Here is a 26,053-nt window from a genome sequence, read left to right as displayed (position 1 = left end):
TTTTTAGCCAATGGCTTTTTGCAACGGCTCCACAAGGTCCAGCTTTTCCCACGAAAAACCGCCGTCTTGTTCCGGCTCGCGGCCGAAATGTCCGTAAGCGGCGGTGCGGGCGTAAATCGGGCGCCGCAGATTCAAGTGGTTGCGGATGCCTGTCGGGGTGAGATCCATCACCCGATCGATGGCTTCGACCAGTTTCGCTTCCGGTACGCTGCCGGTGCCGTGCGTGTTCACGTATAAAGACATCGGTTTGGCCACGCCGATCGCATAGGCAAGCTGGATGGTGCAGCGGTCCGCATAACCGGCCGCGACAATGTTTTTCGCCAGATAACGCGCCGCATATGCCGCCGAGCGGTCCACTTTCGTTGAATCCTTGCCCGAGAAAGCGCCGCCGCCATGCGGGGCCGCGCCGCCATAGGTATCCACGATAATCTTGCGGCCTGTCAGGCCGGCATCCCCGACCGGGCCGCCAATGACAAAACGGCCTGTGGGGTTCACGTAAAATTCATCTTCCGGGCACATCCAGCCTTCGGGCAGCGTTTCGAGAACGTAAGGGCGGATCATTTCACGCACGTCGTTCTGGGACACTTTTGCGCTGTGCTGTGAAGACACCACAACGGAGGTGGCGCGGACGGGTTCCCCGTCTTTATATTCAAGGGAAATCTGGGATTTTGAGTCAGGCTCAACATCCGGCAGCTTTCCGGCATGACGGGCTTCAGCCAAAGACCGCAAAATCACATGCGAGTAATGAATAGCTGCGGGCATCAACGCTTCCGTTTCGCGGCAGGCATAGCCGAACATAATGCCCTGATCTCCGGCGCCTTCGGCGTCAACGCCCTGGGCGATATCGGCAGACTGGGAATGGGCGCGGACGTCAACCTCGACATCCTTCCAGTGAAAGCCTTCCTGTTCGTACCCGACCTGTTTAATCACATCGCGGGCGATCTGTTCCATCACATCGGGCGTGATGTCCGAGGGGCCACGCGTTTCGCCCAGAATCCCGACATAATTTGTTGTCGTGACTGTTTCCACCGCGCAACGGGAATTCGGGTCGCCTTCCATGAACCGGTCGACAATCGCATCCGATATCTGGTCGCAGAGCTTGTCCGGATGACCTTCGGATACGGATTCACTGGTGAAGATAAAATTTTGCAGACCGTGTGCAGACATGCGGTTCTCCCGGCTTTCAGGGCTGTTATTTTGATTCAGGGCAGGCTGGCTGGACATAGATTTCTTCCACTCTCTAATTTAAAGCGGAAAGGTATCGTGCTTTGCTGTGGGAATCAAGACTCTCCGTCCTGATCTCTCATGTTGTCGGCCATGCTTTTGACAAGATTGAACAAATCCTTGCGGAGTTTCGGATTGCGGATGGAATAGTAAACACGGATCAACTGAAGCGTTTCTTTTCGTTTCAGAATATCTTCCTCTCCTTCAAACGGGGCCTGATCCCCTTCCGCAAGCCCCAGAGCCTGGTAGGATTTCTTCTTCCCGCCTGCAAAATTTTCAAAAAAGAAGGAAACCGGCACATCCAGAATTTCGCTGAATTCAAACAGGCGTCCGGCGCTGATCCGGTTGACGCCGTTTTCGTATTTTTGTATCTGCTGAAAGGTGATACCGACAGATTCCGCCAGTTGTTCCTGAGTTATCCCAAGCAGGGAACGGCGCTGGCGCAGGCGTCCTCCGATATGCCCGTCCATAAAACCGGCGCGGCCTTTTTTCTTGCTGTCCATCAGGTTCCCGGTTTTCTTCTTGCTTGCTGCAGACATAGCGTCCCCCACATCAGAATACACAAAGTACGTTTTCGAAAAGTTCAAGTACCCGTAAAAGTAATACGAAAACTAGCAGCGCCTACCTTTGCATGCAAGAAAACTTTGCCCAGCCTAGTCTTAAGTATAGGTATCCGCTTGATATCACTTTAGTTTTTAAGCGTGTTCTAATTATGTTTAAACATACGTCTGAACCCGGCGAGCAGGATAAAGCCACAAAAAAGAAGAAAAGGCCAGTCTCTTGTTTGGCTGTAGAGCGTTGCCTTGCCGGAAGCGGCGGGAAGAAGCGTCTGAAGCGCATTATCCTGGTTCAGGGTCGACACGCTCAGGGTGCGTCCGTATGAATCGATGACACCCGAAAGGCCCGTATTGGCGGACCGGATGACGGGCAGGGCTTCTTCAACCGCCCGGAACCGGGCATGGTCGAAATGCTGGTAGGGGCCCGCACTGATGCCGTACCATGCGTCGTTTGTCAGGTTCACGATCCAGTCGGGCCGCGTTTCGGACTCTCCGGCAACCTTTCCGGGAAAGATGATTTCATAGCAGACCAGCCCGCTGAAGGGGGGGATGCTGTCTTCTATAATGGTTTGCGGCCCTGCGCCTCTTTGAAAGCCCGTGAATTCCACGACGGGTCGAAGCGGAATCCATTTTTGAAGCGGGATATATTCGCCAAAGGGAACAAGGTGGGTTTTGTCGTAGAGGGGCCTTACGCGCCCTTTTTTGTCAAAGAGAACGATAGAGTTGTAATAATCCGTCTGGCCGCTTTCGCCTTTTTCCCGTCTGAGAACGCCTGCAAGGAGATAGACTTCCCCTTTATAGGAAGAGAGCATGTTTTTTATTTTATCCCGGCCTGCGGGCGATTCGAAAATAACGGGCGGAACGGACGTCTCCGGCCATATTATGAGGGTTGTGGAAGCCTGCGGCGCTCCTTCGCCGGAAGAAGGGGCGGAAAGTTTCAGGTGTTTTTCAAAATGAAGTCCCTGTAAATCCGGGAGCCATTTTAAGTCCTGCCGGATATTGGGCTGGATAACCCGTAAGGCGATATTCCTGTTTGTGCTTTCGTCTGCCGATGTGTGGAGCCTGTAACTCCCGAAAGAAAAGCAGGCGATAAAAAGAAAAACAGCGCTGAAGGTTAAGAGCATTTTCCGGTTCAGGCTCTGCGGCGAAACGTACAAATATCCTCCCAGCGCGGCCCAGAAAATCGTCAGAAGGGTCAGGCCGTAAGGCCCTGTGAGGCTTAAGGTCTGGAGGAGCGGCAGGTTCTCCGACCATGCATAGGCGTATAAATTCCACGGAAAGCCGGTGAAGATATGCCCGCGCACCCATTCGGACAGAGCCATGACGGCGCAGAAAACAAGAAAACCGGAGATGGTTTTAAGATCCCCCGTCACGCGGGAAAGCGCTGCCGCGACAGACGTAAACAAGGCCAGCAGGGTCGGCAGGCCCATCACGGCCAGCGGCCAGACCCACGCATAGTCATTGCCTTCGACAAGAAGGGCGTTTCCGATCCACCACAACCCCTTCAGGAAATAACCCAGTCCAAAGAAAAAACCGGAAAGAGCGGCCCGTCCGGCACTTCCGGCCTTTGCAAGGGTTATATAAAAGAGGCTGAAGCCTGCAAAGAGAAGGGGCCACCAGGACGCAGGCGCCATGGACAAGGCGCAAAAAATACCGGCCATAAAAGGCAGGAGCGTGGCAAAGGCAAAGGAAAGCAAGGACTTTGCGGCAGGTTTTTTAACCTTCATCTTTTTTCGGAATATTTTTGATTAAAACGCGCTCCACACGGCGCGGATCGGCATCGACGATTTCAAAAACCATGCCGGAGGATTCGTGCCTGATAACTTCGCCGCGCGCCGGAACGCGCCCGGCCGCCAGGAAAACAAGGCCGCCGATCGTGTCGGCATCTTCCCGTTCTTCTTCTTTCAACAAACAGCCATATTTTTCTTCGAATTCTTCCAGATCATAACGGGCATCCGCCAGGAGGGTCCCGTCAGGCTTTTCGATCAGTTCGGGCTGGTCGTCCGTGTCAAACTCGTCTTCCACTTCCCCGACAATGGCCTCGATAATGTCCCCGATTGTCACGAGGCCGTCGATTCCGCCATATTCATCCGTAACAAGCGCCATGTGTTTTTTCTGCTCCTGCATCAGGAGGAGAAGGTCCAGAACGGCCATGGCCGGGGAGAGAACCGGAATATCCCGCAGCATGTTCCGAATGTTGAGTTCTTTTTTGGCGGCCATGCAGGCCATGATGTCCTTGATATGGACGCTGCCGATCACATCGTCCAGCGTTTCGCGGTAGACGGGAATCCGGCTGAACTGTTTTTCGGACAGAAGGGCCATGAGGTCCTCTTCCGAAGCGTTGACTTCTATGGCGGCAATGTCGGCCCGCGGAATCATGACATCCACAAGCGTCATATTCCGTATTTTCAGCACGTTGGAAATCAGGTTGCGCTCATGCACCGCCACCGAGTGGGAATCGCTTTCGTCCAGTTCCTCGATATAATCTTCCAGCGCCTCGCGCAGATTATGATCCTCCGGTTTCGAAGGAAGCAGGCGCTTTATCCATGGAAAAGCGCCTCCTTTTTCGGAAGAATCAGGAGAAGGTTCGGCGTCGGCGTTATCTTTATGGAGGGGATCGGACATGTTTTTATTGAGGTTATGAAAGGGGAATTGTTTCCGTATAAGGGTTTTGAACACCCAGTTTTTCGAGAATACGGATTTCAAGGGTCTCCATGATGTTGGCTTCGTCATCGTCCTGATGACGGTATCCTAAAAGATGAAGCGTGCCGTGAACCAGAAGATGGGCGACATGGTCCTGAAGAAATTTTTCCTGCTCCTGCGATTCCCGGCGGACGGTTTGATAGGACAAAACGATATCGCCAAGATTGACAGGATCTTCGCTTTGCAGCTCCCCCTCATCCAGCGTTGCAAACGTTAAAACATTGGTGGGGGAATCTTTCTCCCGGTATTCCCGGTTCAGGATCCGGATCAAATCGTCATTGGCCAGCGCAACGCTGATTTCCATCGCCCGGCCCTGGAGCGGCTCCGGCAGATCGACCATCTGCATCGCCATGTGCACGGTCTCCAGTGCCAGCGTTTCAATGCCTTTAAGATCTTCCCATTCAGGGTCCTGAATGGCCACGTCTATAAGGAGGTTATCCGTCGGAATCGTCATATGCCTTGTACGCCTCTATAATCTTGCTGACCAGCCTGTGCCGGACGACGTCTGTTTCATCAAAATGGATAAAGGCAACTTCATCTATTTCTTTTAAAATTTTAATGGCCTCTTTTAAGCCTGATTTTGCGCCGTTTGGCAAGTCAATCTGGCTCGGGTCGCCGGTTATGACGACATGCGTTCCTTCGCCCATACGGGTTAGCAGCATTTTCATCTGCATGGCCGTGGTGTTCTGGGCTTCGTCCAGAACTACAAACGCATTCTTCAACGTGCGCCCGCGCATAAAAGCAAGCGGCGCGATTTCAATATCGCCGTTTTCGAGCTTTTTGGCGATTTGTTCTTTCGGTATGAGGTCATGCAGCGCGTCATAAATGGGGCGCAGGTAAGGGTCTATTTTTTCCAGCATGTCGCCCGGAAGAAAACCAAGCTGTTCGCCGGCTTCGACGGCCGGGCGGCAAAAAATCATCCGGTCAATGAGGCCGTCCTTGTACATTTCGACGGCTGCGGCGACGGCCAGAAACGTCTTGCCCGTTCCGGCGGGGCCGATCCCGAACACCATGTCATATTTCTTGATGGCTTCGATATAAGTGGACTGGTGAGGGGAGCGGGGCGTAACAAGCCTGTTTCCCCCTGCCTTTATTCCCGCTTTTTCCTCAAAAAAATCATCCTTGTTCGAGGCGGTCCCGTTTATCGGGAGAGGCTGACCTTCCCCTTGCGCAAATTTAATGGCGGCTTTTACTTCGGATCTTGTGACCTCCTGTCCGCGCTGCAATTTTTTCCAGAGCATCTCAAGGGTCATCTGTGCGAGCTGTTTAGGCCGCGCCGCGCCCTCGATCAGGAGGTCGCTCCCGCGGGAGGAAATATCGACTTTCAAAGACTCTTCGATATCGCGCAGATGCGCGTTTTGCTCGCCATAAAGCAGCGGCAGGAGACGGTTATCGTCGAAGCTCATGGAAACAGGGAAATTGGTGTGTTTTGAGATAGTAGACCTCTTGCTGTGATTACTCTTCCATTATCTCAAAATCAGGCGGATTTTACAATCGTTTCAGACATCCGGATTTCCCCTATGAGGGCGTTGGAAGAGGCGGCATTGACCGTAATATTCTCAATCCGGCCCAGAAGGCGCGCGGGGGCGGTCACGTTAATGGCCTGATTATAAGGGGTGCGGCCCTGAAGCTGGGCTTTTTTGCGCCCTTTCCGCTCAAACAGGACCGGCAGGGTCAGTCCCACGGTTTTTTCGTTAAAAGCGAGCTGCTGCCCGTTTATCAGGCTTTGAAGGCGCTCCAAACGTTCCGATTTCACCTCTTCACGGACAAGTCCGGGCATATTGGCCGCCGGCGTGCCGGGGCGGGGGGAATATTTGAAGGAATAGGCGGATTGATAGCCGATATCCCGCACGATTTGCAAGGTGGCCTCAAAATCTTCTTCCGTTTCCCCCGGAAATCCCACGATAAAGTCCGACGACATCGCGATATCCGGGCGATGCGCCCGAAGCTGCGCGACGGTTTCGCGGTAACTTTCGCCGGTGTGCTTCCGGTTCATGGCTTTCAGGATGCTGTCGGCGCCGCTTTGAACGGGCAAATGCAGATAAGGCATCAATTCGGGAACATCCCGGTGGGCCTGCATCAATTCGTCGCGCATATCGCAAGGGTGGGAGGTTGTGTAGCGGATGCGTTCAATGCCTTCGATTTGCGCAACCTCGCCGATCAGGCGGCCCAGCCCCCATCCTTCGCTGCCGTGCCAGGCATTGACATTCTGGCCCAGCAGGGTGATTTCCCGTACGCCAAGATCCGCCAGCCGCCGCGCTTCGGCCATGATTTTTTCCGCCGGCCGTGAATATTCCGCCCCCCGCGTATAGGGCACGACGCAGAAGGTGCAGAATTTATCGCAGCCTTCCTGCACGGACAAAAAGGCCGCAGCTCCCGGATTCTCATGCTCTTCGGGGAGGAAATCGAACTTGCTTTCGGCGGGGAAGTCGGTGTTCACAATGCGCCGGTCCCCAAAGGCACCTGTGGCTTTGGCCACCATTTCAGGCAGTTCGTGGTAGGTTTGCGGCCCGAAGACCATATCCACGCAAGGCGCGCGCTTGAGGATGAAATCGCCCTCGGCTTGCGCCACGCATCCCGCCACGGCAATCAGCATCTTGCCGCCACGCGTCTCTTTTTCTTCCTTGAAGGGGCGCAGGCGGCCGATTTCGGAGAAGACCTTGTCCGTGGCTTTTTCGCGGATATGGCAGGTGTTCAGGATGACCATATCCGCGCTTTCGGGTGTTTCGACCGTCCGGTAGCCCAGCGGCGCCAGGATATCGGCCATCCGGCGGCTGTCATATTCATTCATCTGGCAGCCCCAGCTCTTGATGTAGAGTTTCTTTTTCATGGTCCCGGGACCGTATAAACCATAGAAAGAGAACAAAAATCAAGAAACTAAGATGTGCATCAAATCCTGTTTCCGGTAGACATTGCCGTTTTTTTGCCGCATACCGGAACTATTCTGATTTGAAGACCTCTTAAGTGTTTATGTATTGTAAGGATTTTGACTGATGAGACTTCTATCTCTTGTCCTTGTGACGTCTTTGCTTGTGCTCCCGGCTTTTACCCCGGCCTTTGCCAAAAAAGGGGGCGGATGTTATTCGACCGCTGAGGCCGAGGCCGAACAAGGTATTCGCATTCACAGCGAGCTTATGGTCATTGGCCTGAATTGCCAGCATATGACCCCGCGCGGCTGGAAGAATTTTTATCAGCAATACCGCGAAATGACGGACCGCAATGCCGATTTGTTCGCAGGATATGAGGAAACGCTGATAAATTATTACAACCGGATAGGGGACAAGAATCCGGAAGGACGGTTGCATGGATTGCGCACCGCCATGGCCAACAAGGTTTCCACAGATGCGGCGCGGATGCGTCCGGATATTTTCTGCGCGACCTTTTCTCCCCGTATCCCGAAGGCGGCAAAGATGAGCCGCGACGAATTTCGCCACTGGGCGTCTTCCACCTTTCGCGGCGAGCATTCCATCTGCGAAAACTAGACAAACGGTTAAAACCGGAAAGCCAGTATGAGTATAGACCAGCAGATTAACGAATCTTTTCGGCCGGTGTCCGAAGGGCTCGCGTCCGTTATCTTCTATGCCGAACCCTTTACAGGGTACGACATTAAACTCATCCTTGTCTGGCTCGTGATCGGGGCCCTGTTTTTTACCCTGTATCTCGGCTTCATCAATTTCCGTTATTTCGGCCATGCCATCCGGATCGTGTCCGGAAAATATTACAGTAAAAAAGAAGGGGTGGACGGCCAGATCAGTCCTTTTCAGGCCCTGATGACCTCTTTGTCCGGCACGGTGGGGCTGGGCAATATCGCAGGCGTGGCGGTTGCCATTTCCGTCGGCGGACCGGGGGCGGCCTTCTGGATGTTTGTCATGGGCCTGTTTGGCATGTCGACAAAATTTGCCGAAGCGGCGATGGGGGTGAAATACCGGCATCATGCAACCTCCGGAGATACAAAGAAAATTTCCGGCGGGCCGATGTATTACCTGCGGGATGCTTTTGACAACCGGGACATCCCCTATCTGGGGCATATCATGGCCAGCCTGTTTTCCTTTTGCTGCGCCGTGGCTGCGTTGGGCGCGGCCAGCATGTTCCAGTCCAACCAGTCGTTCCAGCAATTCGTCAACATCACCGGCGGCGCTGAAGGGTTTCTGGCGGATAAAGGGTGGATGTACGGGTTGTTTCTGGCCTTTTTGACAGGGCTTGTGATCCTTGGCGGGATCAGGTCCATTGCCGCCGTGGCCTCCAAGATCGTGCCGTTGATGGGCGGGCTGTACCTGCTGTCCGGCCTCGTTGTGATCGGGATGGATTACGAACGCGTTCCCGGCGCCTTCATCAGGATTTTCGAGTTGGCCCTGACGCCGGAAGCGGGGTTGGGCGGGGTCATCGGCGCTCTTCTCGTCGGTGTCCAGCGGGCCGTCTTTTCGAACGAGGCGGGCCTTGGCTCCGCCGCGATACCGCACTCCGCCGCGCAAACGGACAGCCATATCCGCCAGGGATTTGTCGCCATGCTGGGGCCTTTTATCGACACGGCGGTGATTTGCATGGTCACGGCGTTTGTGATTGTACTGACCGGGGCTTATCAGGAGGCGGACGGCATGGAAGGGATGGTGCTGACCTCCCGTGCATTCGAAACGGCTATACCGTTCTTTCCGTATCTTTTAGCCTTTATCGTATTCCTCTTTGCCTTTTCAACCATCATTTCATGGTCCTATTACGGGCTGAAAAGCGCGACCTATCTGTTTGGAGAAAGCAATGCGGTCGAATACGGGTACAAAATTATTTTTCTGGCCTTCGTGGTTGTCGGCGCATCGTCGGCACTGGAGAATGTCATTCTCTTTACAGATTCTGCTGTTTTTATCATGGCGATCCCCAACCTGATCGGTCTTTATCTTTTGGCGCCCGAATTAAAGCGGGATCTCAAGGCTTACATACAAGACCTTAAAAACGAATAAAAACATACCGTCGTCTATGCGGGCGGACCGGCGCAATCCCTGTGGAAAAAATTTTTTCTATCTTGCAGAGATGCCTTGAACATGCCTCTATAAAACCTTCTCATTTTTGACTTTTTTGAACTTTTTAATCAAAAGAAGGGGCCTTCATGTCCGATTTATCCGCAGCAAAGCGATCCTATAAAAACATTGAGGTGACCCGTGAAAAACTCACAGGGGTCAAGAAGGGGGATAAGCTGCACGATCAAATGCCTGTGGAAAGCAATATCCCGCCCTTGTCTGCGAAAAAGCCGGTCCCGCAAAAAAGTCCGGACAAAGACGATCCGGTAGCACAACAGGTCGAAAGCCAGTTTTCCATCCGCAGCGGGTCGGGGCTTAAAATGCTGCGCATCACCTCCGCGGCCAATCAGGAAGAGTCAAAGGGCGCGGACAAAACGCGCGGGAATCCCGGCGAAATCCGGGCGCCGAAGCGGCCTGCCGCTCAGGCTGCGCAGGAAGAGGAGCCGGAGCAATATCTGGAACCCGCCCTGATGTTAAGTCCGTCCAATACCGCGCCGATGCGCCGGACCCTTCGTTTTAAAATCATGAATGTGGCGGGCGTCCTCGCCAGCGCCGTGTGGATAGGGCTTTCTCTGGGCTATGTTCAGACCTATATCGGCTGGAGCGAAATCCTGGCGCTTCAGCCCCATCTTCTGGGCGGGTTTCTGGCCGGCGCTCTGGCGCCGCTGGCGCTGCTGTGGATGGTTCTGGCTTACGCGCAGCGCGGGGCGGACGTCCACATGTATGCCGATGCGCTGCGTGCGGAATTGCAGGCCATGATTTTCCCGTCCGAGGAACGCGCGCAGGTCATCCACAGGGATATTGAGGATCTGTGCCGTCAGGCCGCCGAGCTTTCGACCGCTTCGACCTCTGTCCTGAAATCCATTCATCGGGCGCGGATGGGCCTTCGCTCGGAGATTAAAAATCTGGGCAGCATGAACGCCGAAACCGAAACGCATATTGACCTGTTGGCGCAGGCTCTGGAGGAACGCAGCGCCAGCCTGCGTTCTTTGATGGAAGAAATCGAAAAACGCGTTGCCGGTATCGAATCCAAAACGGCGGAAGGCGCGAACGCCTGGGATGCGGCGGCGAAAACAATGTTCGCACAGAGCGCCGAGGTGGAAGATATCTTCTCCAAAAGTACGGAAAAAATTCTCGGTACCGCCGAAAAAGTAACGGAAACGGCGCGGGTTGGGGAACTCCTGGCGCAGCAGGTTACATCGCTCGAAACGGTCACGGAAAAAGCCTCCTCCTCTCTGGAAAATGTAGGACGGAGCCTGGAAGAAAATCGTGAAGCGCTGGACGAAGGGTTGATGGCCCTGTCCCAAAAAGTGGAAGCTATGGCGGGGGCCTTAACAGGAAATGTCGAGATGATCCGCGCGGCGGTCGACAAGGCGGCGGCGCAGACCGAAGGACTTGAAAAACGGCTGGAAGAAAAAGCCGGAAGCCTGCAGGATACGGCCGATCATCTGGATAAAAAGGCGCAGGCGATTGAAACCGCCGGTTCCGAAGCCGCGCATAAGCTGGAAGAGGCCATGTCCGTGGCCGTTTCCAGCGCGGAGAATATGAGCGCTTCCGTCCGGCGCGCGGTGGAGGGCCTGTCGAAAACATCCGCACAGGCTGAAAAACAGGCTGAAAATATGCTGACCCAAACCGATGAACGTATCGGGGATTTGAACAGGGAAGCGGAAAAACAGACCTCCCGTATTCAGGCGCTTGTGTCAATGCTGGAGGAAGGGCGGTCGGCTCTGGAGAAAACAAGCGAACAAATTACGGTTCAGGCCGAGGATATCTCCAGAAATGTCGGGGCGCAGGCCGATAAATTTAAAAACATGCAGGAAGAGGCCGCCGCGTGCATGGAAAGCGTTTCGCATTCTCTGGCCGCGCCTGTCCGCAACATCGTGGCTGCGGTTGAGTCTGCGGATATGACACACGCCAGAATATCGGAAAGTCTTGCCCAAAGGGTAGGGGAGCTTACCGAAGCTTCAAACCGCGCCGAAGAAAAGGCCGTTTGCATCCGCGATATGTTGCGCACGCAGGTGCGCGACGTTTCAAGCTTGAGCGGGCAGCTTGCCGGGCATTCCCGCAGCCTGAGCGACACGCTGGTCCAGCAGAAGGAAAGTCTGGCGCAGCAGGTGGATATTTCCTTAAGCCGGATTGAAACCGTGCGCGATTCCCTGTCCGAAGAATCCAGAAAGCTGACGGATTATTCGCAGGATGTGGAAGGAAAACTCTCTTCCCTTCAAAACCGGATTGTCATCAGTTGTCAGGACATTGAAGAGCGCAGCGGCAGGGCTTTAAGCGAACTGGGGGCGCTGGACGAAAAATTGCTGGCGCAGGTTTCTTCCCTGAACGCGCAATCTTCCGGCGCGAAAGAGGCGCTTGCGGGCGTAACGCAGGCGCTGCAGGACACGTCCGAAACCTATACGCCGATTTATGAAAGGGCCGTGGAACAGGTCGAGGAAACGGCCCGGCGCTTGCGCGATCTGCGGGAAGGATTTGAAGAAACAAGCGAGGCCAATCTCGAAAAACTGGAGAAAGTCGGCACCGTCTTTGATGAACGCCTCGGCTCCCTGAAAGCCGGCGCGCATGATGCCGCGGCGCTGCTGCGCAGTTCCGGCGAGTATCTCCGTGGCTGCGTTGAAGATATGGAAACCGCTTCGCGCAATGCGGAAGAGCGCGTGGACGCGATCGGCAAGGCGCTGGAAGGGCAGTCTACGGATGTTCATTTGTCAACAGATCAGGCGCTCATGAAAATAGAGGCTGTGCAAACAGCCGTCAGCGACCAGTTCCACGAACTCACGGAAATGGTCGGGATGTCCGTTGCGCAGATCCAAAATGCAGGGGAAGGGTTCGCGAAAAACCTCGAGAAGGTGAAAAACTCTTCGGAAGAGGCGGCGGAGCATCTGGCGCGGGCCGGCGGAAAAGTGCACGCGGAAAACCAACGCCTGAGCAAGACGGTGGAAGAAAGTGTATCGAATACCCAGGACATGGTGGCGCGAGTCCAGAAAGAATCCAGAACGCTTCTTGAATCTTCGCAGGACACATTGTCGGAGCTTAAAAAGGCTGGAGACGGCTTTGCCCTGCGTGCGCGCGAGATGTCGGAACAGATGAAATCGTCGCTTCAAATCTCGAAATCCTACGGCGAGGAACTGAGCCGTCAGACAGACGACGTGGCACAGGCATCTGCGGCCAGCGCCGACAAGATCAGCCATGCAGCGTCGATTTTGTCCAGCAAGATGAATGAGGTCGGACAGCAGGGCGAGAGGGTTTTTGAACAAATTGAAGAGGTGCGCGAGCGCCTTTCGAAAGAAAGCAAAAACCTTATCACGATCTCCTCGCAGGTCGTGCAGAGCGCGGATGACGCTTCCGGCAGCTTCAGCCGCCAATCCAGCGCGTTATTCAAAGCCGCGCAGGATGCCGTCCGGCAGGCGGAGAAAATCCGGAAAGAAGACTGGAAAATCCAGAGGGATTCCTTCTTTGGCAGCGCCAAATTTGTGGTGGAAAGCCTTCACTCCCTGTCTGTGGATATTACGCGCCTGATGGACGGCGAGGTGCCGGAGCGGACGTGGAAAGCCTATCAGAAGGGCGACGTTTCCGTCTTTACGCGCCGGCTGGCGGAAATGAGAGACGATTTGCCTGTGGATAAAATCAGGGGCAGATATGAGAAAAACAGCGAGTTCCGAAACTATGTGAATCGTTTCGTGCGCCAGTTCGAAGAGGTTTATGTGCAGGCCGGCGCGAACGATCACGGCGACTTGCTGGCTTCGACCTTTGCCTCCAGCGACATCGGAAAACTCTACGAGATGCTGTGCTATGCGGCGGGAAAAGAGCCGAAGATCCTGCGCTCTGCGCGCAAAACGGCCTAGGACGGGCGGAATTTCGTCTGATTAGAGCGGTTTTTGAGCGGGCGGATAGGCGCGAACGCCCTCCTGCGGGCCGGGGGTGGGTCTGTGCTCCGGTGCAGGGACCATCTGATGCGGCGGCGGGGTCGGAACGCGAACCTCCCCCAGTCTGCGGCCTCTTCCATCTATGGCCATGCCAAATGCTTTCATTACCATGTTGAATGCCCCGATTGTCTTCGCCATCAAAAGATTATGCCGGAGATAATGCAAAAAAAATTATGAAAAGGCAAGGTGTTTTCGAGGGGGAAGCCGATTTTTCGTCTAAAGGATTGGTTGATTGATCTTCCGCTTGGCGTCATAATGACGGGTCGGCGCATTTCGCATGCGCCAGCTTTTTGCACGGGTAACCGCAAGGTAATAGAGTAAAGGTCACGTATTCATGGCGAAGACGAAGTTCTGCCAAGGTGTTTCGGATATCTCCGACAGCTATATGGGGTTCATCATAGACCAATGGGGAACCCTCCATGACGGCGAAAACCTGTTCCCCGGTGTTCTGGACTGCATGAAAGAACTCAAAGAGCGCAAAAAGACGATTTTGCTGCTTTCGAACTCAACGCGGCGGGCGGAGTTTCATAAAGACGAGCTTAAAAAAATGGGCCTCGGGCCGAGCCTGTATAGCGAAATCGTCACTTCCGGGGAAGTGATCTGGCAGGGGCTGCACCGTCAGACCGGCGGTGTTTTTCAGAAGATAGGGAAAAAGTGTTTTGTCTTCAGCCGGGGGGACGACACGTCTATCCTCGACGGGACGGGTGTGACGGCCGTTGATGATATAGAGAACGCGGATTTCGTTTTGATTACGGGGATGGATTATCCCCGCAAAACGCTGGAGCATTACGAGCCTTTGATCCGCCGCGCGATCCAGCTTCGCCTGAAAGCCGTTTGCCCCAGCCCGGATAGTTTGTCCATGATCGGAAACGCCCTGCTGAAGGGGCCGTCCCTTCTGGCGCGGCGTTATCAGGATTCCGGCGGGATCGTGTATCATATCGGCAAACCCCATTCCCTTATTTTTATGCATTGCATCGAAATCCTGAAAGAAAAAGAGATTTATCCTTCCGGCACGGTTGTCCTGGGCGATACGATGGCGCATGACGTGATCGGGGGGCACGCGGTGTCGCTTGATACCTGCCTGTTCAAATCCGGTCTTCATGCGGCCAATTTCGGCCATTGCCAGACTCCCAAAGAGGTCCATAACGCGCTGAAAAACCTCATCGCGGTATACAACAACGTGATGCCGACCTATCTGGCGGATGAAATGCGCTGGGGTAGGGCCCTGCCGGACCGCAAGCACAAAAAACGCAAGCAGCCGAAAAGTTAGGGGTAAAAGGCGTTCGCGGCGGCTATCCCTGCGGCGGGATGTCGCTGTCCGCGATTTGCGGCTGCATCGACGGGGGCAGGAGGACGCGAATGGCCGCCAGAATTTCAGGCATGGCCCTTTCCGCCGCTTCTTCGCCCAGACGGATGAGTTCGTCCGCTTTTTCAAATTCCAGCATCCCGATATGTCCGATCTGCGGCTTGATATGAACGTCCGGCGGGTCCCCGGCGAGGCGGGAGCGGGTCAGGCGGTCCTGAATGATCCCCAGCGCGGACACCATCACGCCAAAAAGGCTGGGGCTGTTTTCTTCCCGGCGGAAAAGACGCCGCCCGATGCTGGAGCTTTTAAATATCTTCTGCTCTTCCCGCGGCACGTCCTGATCGTTGAAAATATCAAATCCCGCGACCGTCTGATAGGCCTGACCGGGCTTGATGGTTTTGCCCATCAAATCGGCATTCAGATCCACGGCGATGGTCATCCGCGATCCGAGCGCCTGACAGACGGAAACGGGCACAGGGTTCACCAGCGCGCCGTCAACCAGAAATCTGTGATTGCGTTCGACGGGCGGAAAGACGCCGGGCAGGGCAAAGGAAGCCCGCATGGCATCCACGAAATTGCCCTTGCGCAGCCAGACTTCGTGCCCTGTTGCCAGATCGGATGCAATCGCGATAAAGGGGTGGGGAAGGTCTTCAATTTTCGTGTCCTCAAAATGATCTTTGAGTATTTTGACGAGCTTTTCACCGCCAATAAGCCCGGCGCTGCGAACCCTGAAGTCCAGATAGGAAAAAATCTTGAAGCGGTTTAAGGACAAAACCCAGTCTTCCAGAACGTCCAGCTTTCCGGCCAGATACGCCCCTCCGACAAGCGCGCCGATGGACGTGCCGGCAACAATGCCCGGGTAAATACCGTGTTTTGCCAGAACCTTTAAAACGCCGATATGGGCAAATCCCCGCGCCATGCCGCTTCCCAGCGCAAGCCCGATTCCGGGGGAGGCTTTCGAAAATTCAAGTGTTTTACTCTGCGTGTCGGATGTCATAGACTTGCATACCCTCTTGGACCAGTTTAACACGGATAGATGGATAAAATCACGCTGCAACCGCACAATAAAACGGAAAAAAAGAAGAGCTGGGACCTCATCAAACGGATGGCCGGCAACTACCTGCGTCCCTACGCGGGCCGCCTTCTTGTCGCGATGATTTTTATGGCCGTATCGGCGGGGCTGACGGGGGCTTTTGCCGTGATGATCGAGCCGGTGATGGACGACGTTCTTGGGGCTGGCAAGCTGGACAAGGTCTGGTCTTTAGGGTTTGTGGTCTTCCTCATTTTCTTCTTTCGCGGCATCACCACCTATGCGCACACCGTGATGATGAACCAGATCGGGCAGCGTATCGTGGCGGATATCCAAAAGGCCGTTTTTTCCCATTTTATGACGCTGGACCTGAAATTTTTTCATGCCAATCCAAGCGGGCAGCTTTTGTCCCGCGTTGTAAACGACGTCAACGTGATGCGCACGGCGGTGGTGGAAAGCCTGACAGGATTTGGGAAGAGCCTCCTTACCCTCTTTTCCCTTGTCGGCGTCATGTTTTATCAGGACTGGGTTTTGGCGTGCAGCGCCTTTGTGATTTTTCCTTTCGCGGCCGGATTTGTTGTCTGGATCGGGCAGCGCTTGCGGAAGTTTTCAGGCCGCATTCAGGACGATATGGCGGATTTATCGGATATCCTGTCCCAGATCTTTCAGGGCGTACGGCTGGTGAAGGCTTATGGTATGGAGGAATACGAAAAAGAGCGGGCGGAAAAATCCATTTTCCGCGTCCGGGATCTGATTATGAAGTCCGTTCAGGTGGGGAATCTTTCAACGCCGGTCAATGAATTTTTGATCGGAGTGGTGATTTTCGGTATTGTGGTTTACGGCGGATACGAAGTGGCGGCGGGCCGTTCCAGCGCGGGGGAGCTTCTTTCTTTCATTACGGCCTTTACGATGTCTTACGAGCCGATGAAAAAGCTCGCGCGGCTGAACAACAAGCTTCAGACGGGCCTTGGGGCGGCGGACCGCGTTTTCGATCTGATGGATACGGTTCCCGATGTCGAAGAAGCGCCCGGCGCCGTGTCCGTTTCCCTGTCCAGACCTGAAATCACCTTCGAGAATGTCGAGTTCCAATACGAGGACGACGAGAAAAAGGCGCTGGAGGGCGTATCTTTTACGCTCGCAGGCGGGCAGGTGAGCGCGCTTGTCGGGCGCTCCGGCAGCGGAAAAACAACGATTATGAATCTTATTCCCCGCTTTTTCGATGTGACCGCCGGACGGGTGCTGATTGACGGGCGCGACATCAGGGAGATGACCCTGCGCAGCTTGCGGGAAAATATCGCGCTTGTCTCTCAGGATGTTACGATTTTTGACGACAGTGCCGAGGCCAATATTGCTTACGGCCGTCAGGGGGCAAGCCGGGAAGAGATCGTAAGGGCAGCCATTGCCGCCGAAGCAGACGCTTTTATCCGTGAGCTCCCGCAGGGCTATGACACAAGGCTGGGGGAAGAGGGGGTCAAGCTCTCCGGCGGGCAGCGCCAGCGCATCTCCATTGCCCGCGCCATCTTGCGCGATGCGCCCATTTTACTGCTGGATGAGGCCACGTCCGCCCTGGATAACGAAGCAGAACGCGCCATCCAGAAAACGCTTTCGGAACTTCAGAAAGGCCGGACGACGCTGATTATCGCCCACCGTCTTTCAACCGTTCAAAATGCGGACAGGATTTTGATGCTGGAAGAGGGAAGGCTCGTGGAAAGCGGCAATCACGAAGATCTGCTGGCCAATGACAATGTCTATGCCCGGATGTATGACGCCGGGTTGAGTGGATAATTTTTTAAAATCTTCGAAATAATATATTGCGTTGCAATGTGAAGGGCATATAGTGCGCTCCAAATTTTATGGCATACAATTAACAATTAAGAGGGTCCATGATGCCTTGCTCTGATGCAATGATTACCAACGAGTTGATAACGGCAGCGCCGGATATGCGGGTCGAAGATGCGCTCGAGCTTTTCCAGAAACATAGGATTCGCAGTGTTCCGATTGTGGATGCGAACGGAAAATTCTTGGGGATTTTTAACTTTCACCATTTGCTGAATTCTATTTTACCGGCGCCGCTGGGGCTGCAAAAAGAAGACCGCCGGATGCGGGGGCTTAATCTTAATCTGGATCATTTAACGGGCCAGACAGAGTGGCTTGCCTCCCGCCTTCAAAGCCTGATGGAAAGAAAGCTTGAAACGGTTATGGTCCGCGATGTCGAGACGGTCGATCCTGACACCCCGTTGAGAGAAGGCGTTCGCCTGATGGCGAATAACGGCAGCCCGCTTCCTGTCGTTGATGAAAAAACGGGGAATCTTGTCGGACTGATTTCATCTCAGAGCGCGATCCGCACCATTTTGCAAATCAAGGCAGATATTAAACGGCGGAAACCCGTAGATGAGATTTCTCGATAAAGACCAAAAAATTTTTATAAAAAACAAAAAAACAAAAAGAATAGAGGGTAAGTAAGATGATAGATAGTGACTCTGCAGCGGAAGCGGTTGTAGAAACGTTAACTTTTGATACGTCAATGTTAGCGTCGGCGATTGTTTTGATTGTAACTTTTATCGCTATTTTCACAGAGGAAATTCACGGTTTTCACAGGGCAAAGGTGGCAATGGTCGGTGCGGGCGTGATGGTTTTTACGGGAGAGGCGTTTGGTTTTTACGATCAAAAGCTGGCCGTTGAGATCATTGACTGGAACGTGATTTTCCTTCTGGGCGCGATGATGACCCTTGTGGCGATTATGATTCCCACTGGCGGGTTTCAGGCCTTGGCCTATTACACAGCGGAGCTGAGCAAGGGGAGGCTCTACGTGTTGCTTGCGATGCTGGGGATGTCCATCGCCGTTTTGTCCCTTTTCCTGAATAATGTCACGACTGTCATCATATTCGGACCGCTGATCATGCTTATTTGTCAGGCCCTCAGGGTCAGCCCGGTTCCGTTTCTGATGACAACGGCTATATTGTCCAATATCGGCGGCGTTGCGACTTTGGTCGGGGACCCGCCCAATCTGATGATCGGTTCTGCCGCCGGCATTGATTTTACAAGCTTTTTGGTTCATATGGGCGGTATCGTCCTTGTCGCTTGTCTTCTGACTCTTGCTTGTTTGAGCTTTCTTTTCAGGAAGAGGCTGAATGTTATTCCGGAGCCCTTGAATGTTGATCTTGAGGGAATCATAAAAAGCAAAAGGATATGGTATTCCTCCCTGCTCGTTTTGGGCGGCATGATCGTTTTGTTTGTGTTTCAGGGAAGCTTGGGGTGGGATGCCTGGGTTATTGCAGCTCTGGGCATGACGGTCCTGCTGTTTATCGCGAATAAGATAAGCATTGACGATTACATCGCCCAAACGGAACTTTCCCTGCTGGTTTTTTTGGTGGCCCTGTTCGTGATTATCGGCGGCGTTGAGGAAAGTCATTTCCTTCAATATCTGGGGCAATTTATCGAGCCGTTTGTGAAGTCTGATATTCTCGTCGCGGCGATTGTCTTGATGTGGGTTGGGGCATTCTTTTCTGCGGCCATTGATAATATTCCTTTCACCGCAGCGATGATCCCGATCATCCTGGGACTGCAAACGCAAGGCATAGACGTTACCGTTTTGTGGTGGAGTCTGGCGATAGGGGTCGGTCTGGGCGGAAATGCAACGCATTTGGGATCCGCTGCGAATGTTTTTGTCGTGTCTATTGCGGAACGTGCGGCTTCCAAAGAAGGGAAGGAAAGTCTTTCGATCACCCCGTGGATTTGGTTTAAGAATGCCACGCCGGCGACGCTGGTGGCGCTTTTCGCTTCTTCCGTTATCATGTGGATTTTCTTCCCCTTCTTTTCAGCCCCCGTCCACGGGTAAAACAACGAAGGGCGCGGCAGCATGAAACCAACAAAACCAAAGCAGGCTGCCGCCTTTTTTTTCCTGATGTCCCTTCTCGCTTTGTTCATGCTTCCGGCGTGTTCGGAGGAGGGGGCCGACATTCCCCTTCGGAACAGGCTGGAGGTTGAGACGCAGGACGGGAACACACACCTGTTTTTTGCCGAACTGGCGCTGACGCCTGCGCAGCAGGCGCAGGGCCTGATGCACAGGGTGGATATGCCGGAAAAAACAGGGATGCTGTTTTATTTCGGCGGCGATGAGGCGGAGCGCAATTTCTGGATGAAAAACACCCTGATCCCCCTTGATATGCTTTTCATTAAAAAGGATGGGCGCATCCACCATATCCACGAAAACGCGCGTCCGCACGATTTGACAACGATTCCCTCGAATGGCCCGGTCGCGGCGGTCTTCGAAATCAACGGCGGGCTGAGTGCCCGGCTCGGGATAAAGGCCGGGGACAAGGTCCGCAGCGCTTTTTTCAATTCTACCGTTGCGGAGTAAGCCGCAATCGTCTAAAAACCTTTTTCCGTGTCGGAGTGTAGCGCAGTCTGGTAGCGCATCTGCTTTGGGAGCAGAGGGCCGGGGGTTCGAATCCCTCCACTCCGACCATGTTTTCCTTGACAGAAGGGGCAGGGGATCGAACCCCCTCTACTTTGAATGCAAAATCGTGTAGGGTCGCTCTTATGACCCGACAATTCCAACAGGACTGGCAAGAGCTTGCGGCGGCGGCGCAGAAGGGAGACAAACGCGCCTATCATACGCTTTTGCAGCAGCTTGTCCCGTATATCCGCAATGTCTTGTCCGGATCTTTATCGGATGCCGATGCGGTGGAAGATATCGTTCAGGAAACGCTTCTTTCGGTTCATAAGTCCTTGAAAACCTATTCGCCTGACCTGCCTTTCAAACCCTGGCTTCTTGCTATCGTGAATTTCCGGCGCACGGATTATCTGCGCAAATATTATGCGGGGCGGCAGGACAGGATTTCGCCGGTGGATGTTCTGGAATTTTCTGACGAACATGTAACCACTCAACCTTCCATCAGCGAACTGGGGGATGTGGAGCTGGCTCTTTCCCGTCTGCCGGAGCGGCAGCGGCGGATTTTCCGGATGATTAAGATAGAAGGATTTAGTGCGCAGGAAGTCGCAAACGAAATGGGGATGAATGTGTCGGCGGTGAAAGTCTCCGCCCACCGGACATTGAAAAAACTGCGTGAGGAACTGGGGAATGACTAGCGAAAAAAGACTGGAGGATTTGATTGACGGGTTGTCCGGGGATTTAAATCCTGTCCGGCCGCTTGCCCATCCTTTGTGGCGGGCCGGCGTCTGTTTTGTTTTGACGGCGGCGTATCTGGCCGCGACTGTCTACGGCTTGCATCCGCGTATGGACTGGATGGATAAATTCCATGAACTGAATTTCCTGTTCGAAATGTCGCTGGCGGGCGCCGTCTGGATCAGCGCGCTTCTTTGCGCCGGATGGCTTTGCGTTCCCGATATGCGCGGGCAGGAATGGATGAAGGCCGTCCCTGTGACCCTGACAGGGATTTTTGTGCTCTGGAGCGTGCTGCGCGGGGTTATGGACGGCGTTTCCATTTTCCCGCTGCACTGGGATCACTGTTTTGAAAACGGCTTTCTCATGGGCATGGTTCCTTTGGCCCTTGTGGCCTTCTTTTCGCGGGGCGGAACAACGACGCATCCTTACTGGCTGGCCCTGATGAATACGCTGGCTGTCGGCTCTGCCGGGTGGATGGGGCTGCGCCTGACCTGCTCCATGGACGATGTCGGTCATGGTTTTTTATATCATTTCGTCCCGTTCCTCGTTTTGGGAAGCCTGATTGGGGTTTTCGCCCGCAGGCTTTTCCGGTGGTAAGCTCATTTTTGCTCCCGGCTTGGCAATAAAACCTTTTTCCTTTAAGGTTTTGCGGTTTACACCCCTGACCTGTCCGGAGAAACGCATGACTCTCTCTTTTGTCCTGTTTGCCGTTTACATTGCTGTCATTGCCGTTGTGACATGGAAAACCTCGCGGCAGGAAAACCCGGAAGATTTTATGATCTCCGGACGGAAGCTCAACGCTTTTCGGGCCGGAATCAGCATAACGGCAGGCTGGACGGGTGGGTATATTCTTTTTTCGATCGCCGCGATCGCTTACGGCGGCGGCGCCATCATCTTTTTATTTTCCTGCGGCGTCGTTCTGGGATTTGTTTTTCTCATGTTTATCGGGCATAAAATCCAGCATATTGCCGCGCAGGAGAAGATTTATACATTGCCGGCGCTGATCGGGTATTTTTTTGGTGGCAGGACGTTGCTGCTGACGTCCTTTATTACCCTGTTTATCTACGCTTTATTTGTCATTATGGAACTGATTGCGGGGGCGTCCATTTTATCGCTGCTGAGCGGTTTTTCCTATCAAAGCTGCCTTTTGTTTTTCGTTCTGATCGTCGCGGCCTATATGATTTCCGGCGGGTTTTCGGTGATCCTTCGGACCGACCTGATCCAGTTCCTGATTATCGTGCTCATGACCGGCGGGTTCCTGATCTTTGGAGATTACGGCGCCGTTGAGGCGGATATTCCGCTGAAATTTATGGAAGAAATCAGGGCGACGCCCTTTTGGGCCGCTTTGGGAACGGTAATCATCGTGCTTCCTGCCTTTATTATAACGGCGGATTTGTGGCAGCGTCTTTATGCCGCAAAGTCGGGAAGCCACGTTCGCGGCAGTCTTGTTTTTGCGGCGGTTTTCCTTGTCTTGCTTTTAACGGGCCTGACCCTGCTGGCCATGGCGACGGGAACGCTGGAGACCGGCCTTAGCGACAGGGAGGTTTTCCCCAAAGCGATGGAACTGTTTCTGCCCTCCTGGCTTTTGCCCTTTATGGCCGTTGTCTTTATGGCCGTTATCATGTCCTCTTTGGACAGTTTTGCTTTCGTGGCCGGGCAATGTCTGGCGAATGACGGTTTTTGCCGTTTCCTCCCGGATGCCGGCCTTCGGCCAAAATTCTATACGCGGCTGGGCATTCTGGCTGTCCTCGTGATAACGGCTGCGGTAGCCCTGATGCAGCCGGATATCACGACCCTCCTTTTTCTGGTGATATATTTATATAGCAGCATGATGCCTGTCATGTACGGACTTCTTTTGGAAAAACCGCCATCTGGACATGCTGTTTTCTGGGCCGTTTTTCTTTCCGTGCTTTCCAATACGGTTCTCTTCTTTACGGGGCAGCTTACGGACTGGATCAGTGTCGGGATTATGGCTGCGGCCATGATTTTTCCTTTTGTCTATGACCGGATATTCTCCCGTGCATGAAATTCTCACCAACGGCCAGATGGCGGCGGCGGACCGTTTCACGATTGCAGGCGGCACCGCCGGGATAACCCTGATGGAGGCTGCGGGCCGGGCCGTTGCGGATGTTGTTGCAGCCTGTTATCCGGGTCGGCGCATCCTTATTCTCTGCGGGCCGGGCAATAATGGCGGGGACGGGTTTGTCGCGGGCCGACACTTGAAAGACCGGGGATTTGAGGTCGATATGGCCTGCCTGACGGATGCCGGCACCCTGAAAGGCGATGCGGCGCGTGCGGCAGGAAAATGGGACGGGAAGACTCAATCTTTTGAAGAGGTCCCCATTCCAGAAAATGCGGTGGTGCTTGACGCTGTTTTCGGGACCGGATTTGATCGGGCCTTGGAGTCTCCTGTCACGGATCTGTTTCAAAAAATCAAAGAAGCGAAGCTTCCTGTTGTCGCAGTCGATATTCCCTCCGGTGTCAATGGAGATACGGGGGCGGGCGATCCTCATGCCCTGCAGGCCGCATACAGCGTGACGTTTTTCCGTAAAAAGCTGGGGCATGTGCTGTATCCGGGGGCGGGTTTCAGCGGGCAGGTGAGCGTCCATGATATCGGCATTTCGGATGCGGCGCTGGCGGAAACCGGATTCGCGGCGCTGGAAAACCATCCCGGTCTCTGGAAAGCGCACCTTCCGCATCCTGCCGCAGATACGCATAAATATAAAAAAGGCCATGTGGTGATGATGGGCGGGGCTGCAATGACGGGGGCGGTTCGTCTGGCCTCCGAAGCGGCCATGCGGGTGGGGGCGGGGCTGTGCTCTGTTGTGGCACCGCCGGGAACGGGAGAGATATACCGCAAAGGCGCGGCGCACATCCTGATCGAGGACGGGCAGGGATATGGGGGCTTTGCCGCGCATTGTCGTGACGAGCGCCGCAGCGCCGTTCTTATCGGGCCGGGTGCGGGGCTGAAAGACAAAGCAGGGCTGCAAAAAGCCGTTCTGGATGTTCTGGCGCTGGAAAAACCCTGCGTGCTGGATGCGGATGCGCTCAGCGCGTTTGAAGGCGAGGCGGACGTTTTGTTCGAAGCGCTGCACTCCAGATGCGTCCTGACCCCGCATGAAGGGGAATTTAAAAGAGTTTTCGGCGGTCTGGACGGCTCGAAGCTGGAGCGGTGCCAAAAAGCGGCAAAGATGGCCGGGTGCGCCGTTCTTCTCAAAGGGCCGGATACGGTTATCTGCGCACCGGATCGAACGGTCGTTATTAATTCAGATTCTGTGCCCGCATTGGGAACGGCCGGAAGCGGGGATGTTCTGGCGGGGATGATCGCGGGTTATCTGGCGCAGGGCGTTGGCGCCTTTGACGCCGCCTGCATGTCTGTGTGGATTCACGCCCGCGCAGGCGCGCATTTCGGGGAGGGGCTTGTGGCGAGCGACCTGCCGAACGAGATCCCCCTTGTCCTCAAAGCGCTGTAAAAGGGCAAATTCCACTTGGCTTGGGGGAGTGTTTGGGTTAAAACCCCGCATCGGCCTTTGTTTTGGGTCGGCGACGGAGCTTGGCGGGTGTGGCGGAACTGGTAGACGCGCCAGATTTAGGTTCTGGTGTCCTTTGGACGTGGGGGTTCAAGTCCCTTCACCCGCACCATCCGCCTTCGCTTGTGCTATGGCGCGATTGGTCGCGGCCCCCGGTCAGGTGCTTATAGTTTAATTTTTAGGGTTAGGAAAACGATGCAAGTTAAAGAAATTAAATCAGAAGGTCTGTCTCACGAACTGGAAGTGACCGTGCCGGCCAATGAAATTGAAAAACACATGGAAGCGCGCCTGAAGGAAGTCGGCAAGACGGTCCGCTTGCCCGGTTTCCGTCCCGGTAAAGCGCCGATGACCATTCTGAAAAAACGCTATGGCCGCGCCGTGATGGGCGAAGTGCTGGAAAAAGCGGTGAATGAAAGCTCTGCCAGGGCGCTCAAGGACAAAGACATAAAGCCCGCGATGCAGCCGAAAATCGAGGTCAAGGAATTCGACGAAGGCAAGGACCTGACTTTTAAAATAGAAGTGGATACCCTTCCTGAATTTAAAGTCATGGATTTGAAAGGCTTGAAGCTTGAAAAGCCTGTGGCCAAAGTGGATAAAAAAGCCGTCGATGAGTCTTTGCAGCGCATTGCGGATCAAAATCCTTCGAGCAAGCCGATCGAAGGCAATCGCGCCACCAAAAAAGGTGATATTCTGGTGATCGATTTCCATGGCCGGACCAGGGATGACGGCGTGGAGCATGAAGGCATGCATGCGCATGGCCATAAGCTCGAACTCGGATCGGGGCAGTTTATCCCCGGGTTTGAAGACCAGTTGATCGGCAAAAAAGCGGGGGAAACCGTAGAGGTTAATGTGACGTTCCCGAAAGAATACGGGGCGAAAGAACTGGCGGGCCGCGACGCGGTTTTCGACGTGAAGATCGAGGAAATTCACGAAAAAGCCAAAGGGGAAATTAACGACGACTTCGCCAAATCCCTTGGCCTGGAGGATGAAAAAGCGCTGCGTGCCGCCGTTGAGGAGCAAATGGGCCGCGAATACGCAAGCCTCAGCCGGATGAAGCTCAAGCGCGCCCTTCTCGACGTTCTGGATGAAAAGCACGTCTTCGATCTTCCGAAAGGGATGCTGGAGGCGGAATACGAGCTGATTTTGAAGCAGATCGAATCCGAGCGTCAAATGAGCGAGGACGAGGACAAATCTGTCAGTGATGAAGAAAAAGCGGAACTCAGGGAGATTGCGGCGCGCCGCGTGCGTCTGGGGCTCGTTTTGTCCGATGTCGGGAATAAAAACAAAATTACCGTGACAGATCAGGAATTGCAGCAGGCGGTTATCGCCGAAGCCCGTAAATATCCGGGGCAGGAAAAGATAGTTTTTGAATATTACCAGAAAAACCCGCAAATGCTTGAATCCCTGCGCGCGCCCCTTTTTGAAGACAAGGTCGTCGATCATGTTTTCTCTTTGGCGGACATTACAGAAAAAGAAGTGTCCGTTGAGGAACTGACGGCCGAGGAAGACGAAGAAGAAACGCCTAAACCTGAGAAAAAGGCGGCCGCCAAGAAAAAATCTTCCGATAAAAAGCCGGCAACGAAGAAAGCTGCCAAAAAATCCGCATAGAGGCTTTAAAAAAACAGATCAGCAAAAAG

General features: G+C 54.1%; 22 protein-coding genes and 2 tRNA genes. 15 read left to right on the top strand and 9 right to left on the bottom strand.

Annotated features, from left to right (window positions below; translation table 11 throughout):
* Positions 1-3: 3 nt before the first annotated feature.
* From H6853_07595 to miaB, 7 genes are all read right to left on the bottom strand, one after another.
* Positions 4-1,167, bottom strand: a complete 1,164-nt coding sequence (locus tag H6853_07595; protein ID USO03384.1) for a methionine adenosyltransferase — start codon at positions 1,165-1,167, stop codon at positions 4-6.
* Positions 1,168-1,280: 113 nt separating this feature from the next.
* Positions 1,281-1,694, bottom strand: coding sequence for a helix-turn-helix transcriptional regulator (locus tag H6853_07590; GenBank protein ID USO04635.1), 414 nt, complete (start codon positions 1,692-1,694; stop codon positions 1,281-1,283).
* Between the two features lie 236 nt (positions 1,695-1,930).
* A complete protein-coding gene (gene lnt, locus H6853_07585; GenBank protein ID USO03383.1) occupies positions 1,931-3,508 on the bottom strand; it encodes an apolipoprotein N-acyltransferase in 1,578 nt (525 codons plus the stop codon).
* On the bottom strand, positions 3,498-4,406 hold the full coding sequence (locus tag H6853_07580) for an HlyC/CorC family transporter (GenBank protein USO03382.1): 909 nt from the start codon (positions 4,404-4,406) through the stop codon (positions 3,498-3,500). Before H6853_07580 ends, lnt begins: the two co-directional genes overlap by 11 nt.
* A gap of 13 nt (positions 4,407-4,419) precedes the next feature.
* Complete coding sequence (ybeY, locus tag H6853_07575) at positions 4,420-4,938, bottom strand: rRNA maturation RNase YbeY (GenBank protein ID USO03381.1); 519 nt, start codon at positions 4,936-4,938, stop codon at positions 4,420-4,422.
* Positions 4,919-5,890: a PhoH family protein gene (locus H6853_07570; GenBank protein ID USO03380.1), complete on the bottom strand. Its 972-nt coding sequence runs from the start codon at positions 5,888-5,890 to the stop codon at positions 4,919-4,921. Before H6853_07570 ends, ybeY begins: the two co-directional genes overlap by 20 nt.
* A gap of 71 nt (positions 5,891-5,961) precedes the next feature.
* Positions 5,962-7,314: a tRNA (N6-isopentenyl adenosine(37)-C2)-methylthiotransferase MiaB gene (miaB, locus tag H6853_07565; protein ID USO03379.1), complete on the bottom strand. Its 1,353-nt coding sequence runs from the start codon at positions 7,312-7,314 to the stop codon at positions 5,962-5,964.
* 163 nt (positions 7,315-7,477) lie between these two features.
* Here miaB and H6853_07560 point away from each other — a divergent pair, with 163 nt between their 5' ends.
* The 3 genes from H6853_07560 (at position 7,478) to H6853_07550 (ending at position 13,341) form a co-directional block, all read left to right on the top strand.
* Positions 7,478-7,966, top strand: coding sequence for a hypothetical protein (locus H6853_07560; GenBank protein USO03378.1), 489 nt, complete (start codon positions 7,478-7,480; stop codon positions 7,964-7,966).
* Positions 7,967-7,993: 27 nt separating this feature from the next.
* Positions 7,994-9,436 (top strand): alanine:cation symporter family protein, encoded by a 1,443-nt coding sequence (locus H6853_07555; GenBank protein ID USO03377.1) that lies wholly within the window; start codon positions 7,994-7,996, stop codon positions 9,434-9,436.
* A 146-nt stretch (positions 9,437-9,582) separates the two neighbouring features.
* Positions 9,583-13,341: a hypothetical protein gene (locus tag H6853_07550; GenBank protein USO03376.1), complete on the top strand. Its 3,759-nt coding sequence runs from the start codon at positions 9,583-9,585 to the stop codon at positions 13,339-13,341.
* 21 nt (positions 13,342-13,362) lie between these two features.
* Here H6853_07550 and H6853_07545 read toward each other — a convergent pair whose 3' ends face one another.
* On the bottom strand, positions 13,363-13,533 hold the full coding sequence (locus H6853_07545; protein USO03375.1) for a hypothetical protein: 171 nt from the start codon (positions 13,531-13,533) through the stop codon (positions 13,363-13,365).
* Positions 13,534-13,756: 223 nt separating this feature from the next.
* On the opposite strand from H6853_07545, the gene H6853_07540 reads away from it, so the two are divergent.
* Positions 13,757-14,692: a TIGR01459 family HAD-type hydrolase gene (locus H6853_07540; protein ID USO03374.1), complete on the top strand. Its 936-nt coding sequence runs from the start codon at positions 13,757-13,759 to the stop codon at positions 14,690-14,692.
* Between the two features lie 22 nt (positions 14,693-14,714).
* Here the strand turns inward: H6853_07540 and H6853_07535 are convergent, their stop codons facing one another.
* Positions 14,715-15,725 carry a patatin-like phospholipase family protein gene (locus H6853_07535; protein USO03373.1) on the bottom strand — a complete coding sequence of 337 codons (1,011 nt, stop codon included), beginning with the start codon at positions 15,723-15,725 and terminating at the stop codon, positions 14,715-14,717.
* A gap of 39 nt (positions 15,726-15,764) precedes the next feature.
* On the opposite strand from H6853_07535, the gene H6853_07530 reads away from it, so the two are divergent.
* The 11 genes from H6853_07530 to H6853_07480 all read left to right on the top strand — a co-directional run bounded on the left by H6853_07530 (position 15,765) and on the right by H6853_07480 (position 26,024).
* Positions 15,765-17,543, top strand: a complete 1,779-nt coding sequence (locus H6853_07530) for an ATP-binding cassette domain-containing protein (protein ID USO03372.1) — start codon at positions 15,765-15,767, stop codon at positions 17,541-17,543.
* Positions 17,544-17,641: 98 nt separating this feature from the next.
* Entirely contained in the window at positions 17,642-18,166 is a 525-nt protein-coding gene (locus H6853_07525) for a CBS domain-containing protein (GenBank protein ID USO03371.1), read from the top strand.
* Between the two features lie 116 nt (positions 18,167-18,282).
* A complete protein-coding gene (locus tag H6853_07520) occupies positions 18,283-19,596 on the top strand; it encodes an arsenic transporter (GenBank protein USO04634.1) in 1,314 nt (437 codons plus the stop codon).
* 66 nt (positions 19,597-19,662) lie between these two features.
* Positions 19,663-20,118, top strand: a complete 456-nt coding sequence (locus H6853_07515) for a DUF192 domain-containing protein (protein USO04633.1) — start codon at positions 19,663-19,665, stop codon at positions 20,116-20,118.
* 31 nt (positions 20,119-20,149) lie between these two features.
* A tRNA-Pro gene (locus H6853_07510) sits at positions 20,150-20,226 on the top strand.
* Positions 20,227-20,300: 74 nt separating this feature from the next.
* Complete coding sequence (locus H6853_07505) at positions 20,301-20,849, top strand: sigma-70 family RNA polymerase sigma factor (protein USO03370.1); 549 nt, start codon at positions 20,301-20,303, stop codon at positions 20,847-20,849.
* Complete coding sequence (locus tag H6853_07500) at positions 20,842-21,483, top strand: DUF1109 family protein (protein ID USO03369.1); 642 nt, start codon at positions 20,842-20,844, stop codon at positions 21,481-21,483. Before H6853_07505 ends, H6853_07500 begins: the two co-directional genes overlap by 8 nt.
* A gap of 85 nt (positions 21,484-21,568) precedes the next feature.
* Entirely contained in the window at positions 21,569-22,912 is a 1,344-nt protein-coding gene (locus tag H6853_07495) for a hypothetical protein (protein ID USO03368.1), read from the top strand.
* Entirely contained in the window at positions 22,905-24,359 is a 1,455-nt protein-coding gene (locus tag H6853_07490; protein ID USO03367.1) for an NAD(P)H-hydrate dehydratase, read from the top strand. Before H6853_07495 ends, H6853_07490 begins: the two co-directional genes overlap by 8 nt.
* An 83-nt stretch (positions 24,360-24,442) precedes the next feature.
* Positions 24,443-24,528: transfer RNA gene (locus H6853_07485), tRNA-Leu, on the top strand.
* A gap of 83 nt (positions 24,529-24,611) precedes the next feature.
* Positions 24,612-26,024, top strand: a complete 1,413-nt coding sequence (locus H6853_07480) for a trigger factor (GenBank protein ID USO03366.1) — start codon at positions 24,612-24,614, stop codon at positions 26,022-26,024.
* Positions 26,025-26,053 lie beyond the last annotated feature (29 nt).

Source organism: Rhodospirillales bacterium, from assembly GCA_023898765.1.
In the GTDB taxonomy this organism is placed as follows: Bacteria; Pseudomonadota; Alphaproteobacteria; order Micavibrionales; family Micavibrionaceae.
This window is presented reverse-complemented; position numbering and strand designations above follow the sequence as displayed.

Coding starts and splice junctions, on each gene's coding strand:
- H6853_07595 (USO03384.1), bottom strand. CDS start 1,167: ATGTCTGCACACGGTCTGCAAAATTTTATCTTCACCAGTGAATCCGTA.
- H6853_07590 (USO04635.1), bottom strand. CDS start 1,694: ATGGACGGGCATATCGGAGGACGCCTGCGCCAGCGCCGTTCCCTGCTT.
- lnt (USO03383.1), bottom strand. CDS start 3,508: ATGAAGGTTAAAAAACCTGCCGCAAAGTCCTTGCTTTCCTTTGCCTTT.
- H6853_07580 (USO03382.1), bottom strand. CDS start 4,406: ATGTCCGATCCCCTCCATAAAGATAACGCCGACGCCGAACCTTCTCCT.
- ybeY (USO03381.1), bottom strand. CDS start 4,938: ATGACGATTCCGACGGATAACCTCCTTATAGACGTGGCCATTCAGGAC.
- H6853_07570 (USO03380.1), bottom strand. CDS start 5,890: ATGAGCTTCGACGATAACCGTCTCCTGCCGCTGCTTTATGGCGAGCAA.
- miaB (USO03379.1), bottom strand. CDS start 7,314: ATGAAAAAGAAACTCTACATCAAGAGCTGGGGCTGCCAGATGAATGAA.
- H6853_07560 (USO03378.1), top strand. CDS start 7,478: ATGAGACTTCTATCTCTTGTCCTTGTGACGTCTTTGCTTGTGCTCCCG.
- H6853_07555 (USO03377.1), top strand. CDS start 7,994: ATGAGTATAGACCAGCAGATTAACGAATCTTTTCGGCCGGTGTCCGAA.
- H6853_07550 (USO03376.1), top strand. CDS start 9,583: ATGTCCGATTTATCCGCAGCAAAGCGATCCTATAAAAACATTGAGGTG.
- H6853_07545 (USO03375.1), bottom strand. CDS start 13,533: ATGGTAATGAAAGCATTTGGCATGGCCATAGATGGAAGAGGCCGCAGA.
- H6853_07540 (USO03374.1), top strand. CDS start 13,757: ATGGCGAAGACGAAGTTCTGCCAAGGTGTTTCGGATATCTCCGACAGC.
- H6853_07535 (USO03373.1), bottom strand. CDS start 15,725: ATGACATCCGACACGCAGAGTAAAACACTTGAATTTTCGAAAGCCTCC.
- H6853_07530 (USO03372.1), top strand. CDS start 15,765: ATGGATAAAATCACGCTGCAACCGCACAATAAAACGGAAAAAAAGAAG.
- H6853_07525 (USO03371.1), top strand. CDS start 17,642: ATGATGCCTTGCTCTGATGCAATGATTACCAACGAGTTGATAACGGCA.
- H6853_07520 (USO04634.1), top strand. CDS start 18,283: ATGTTAGCGTCGGCGATTGTTTTGATTGTAACTTTTATCGCTATTTTC.
- H6853_07515 (USO04633.1), top strand. CDS start 19,663: ATGTCCCTTCTCGCTTTGTTCATGCTTCCGGCGTGTTCGGAGGAGGGG.
- H6853_07505 (USO03370.1), top strand. CDS start 20,301: ATGACCCGACAATTCCAACAGGACTGGCAAGAGCTTGCGGCGGCGGCG.
- H6853_07500 (USO03369.1), top strand. CDS start 20,842: ATGACTAGCGAAAAAAGACTGGAGGATTTGATTGACGGGTTGTCCGGG.
- H6853_07495 (USO03368.1), top strand. CDS start 21,569: ATGACTCTCTCTTTTGTCCTGTTTGCCGTTTACATTGCTGTCATTGCC.
- H6853_07480 (USO03366.1), top strand. CDS start 24,612: ATGCAAGTTAAAGAAATTAAATCAGAAGGTCTGTCTCACGAACTGGAA.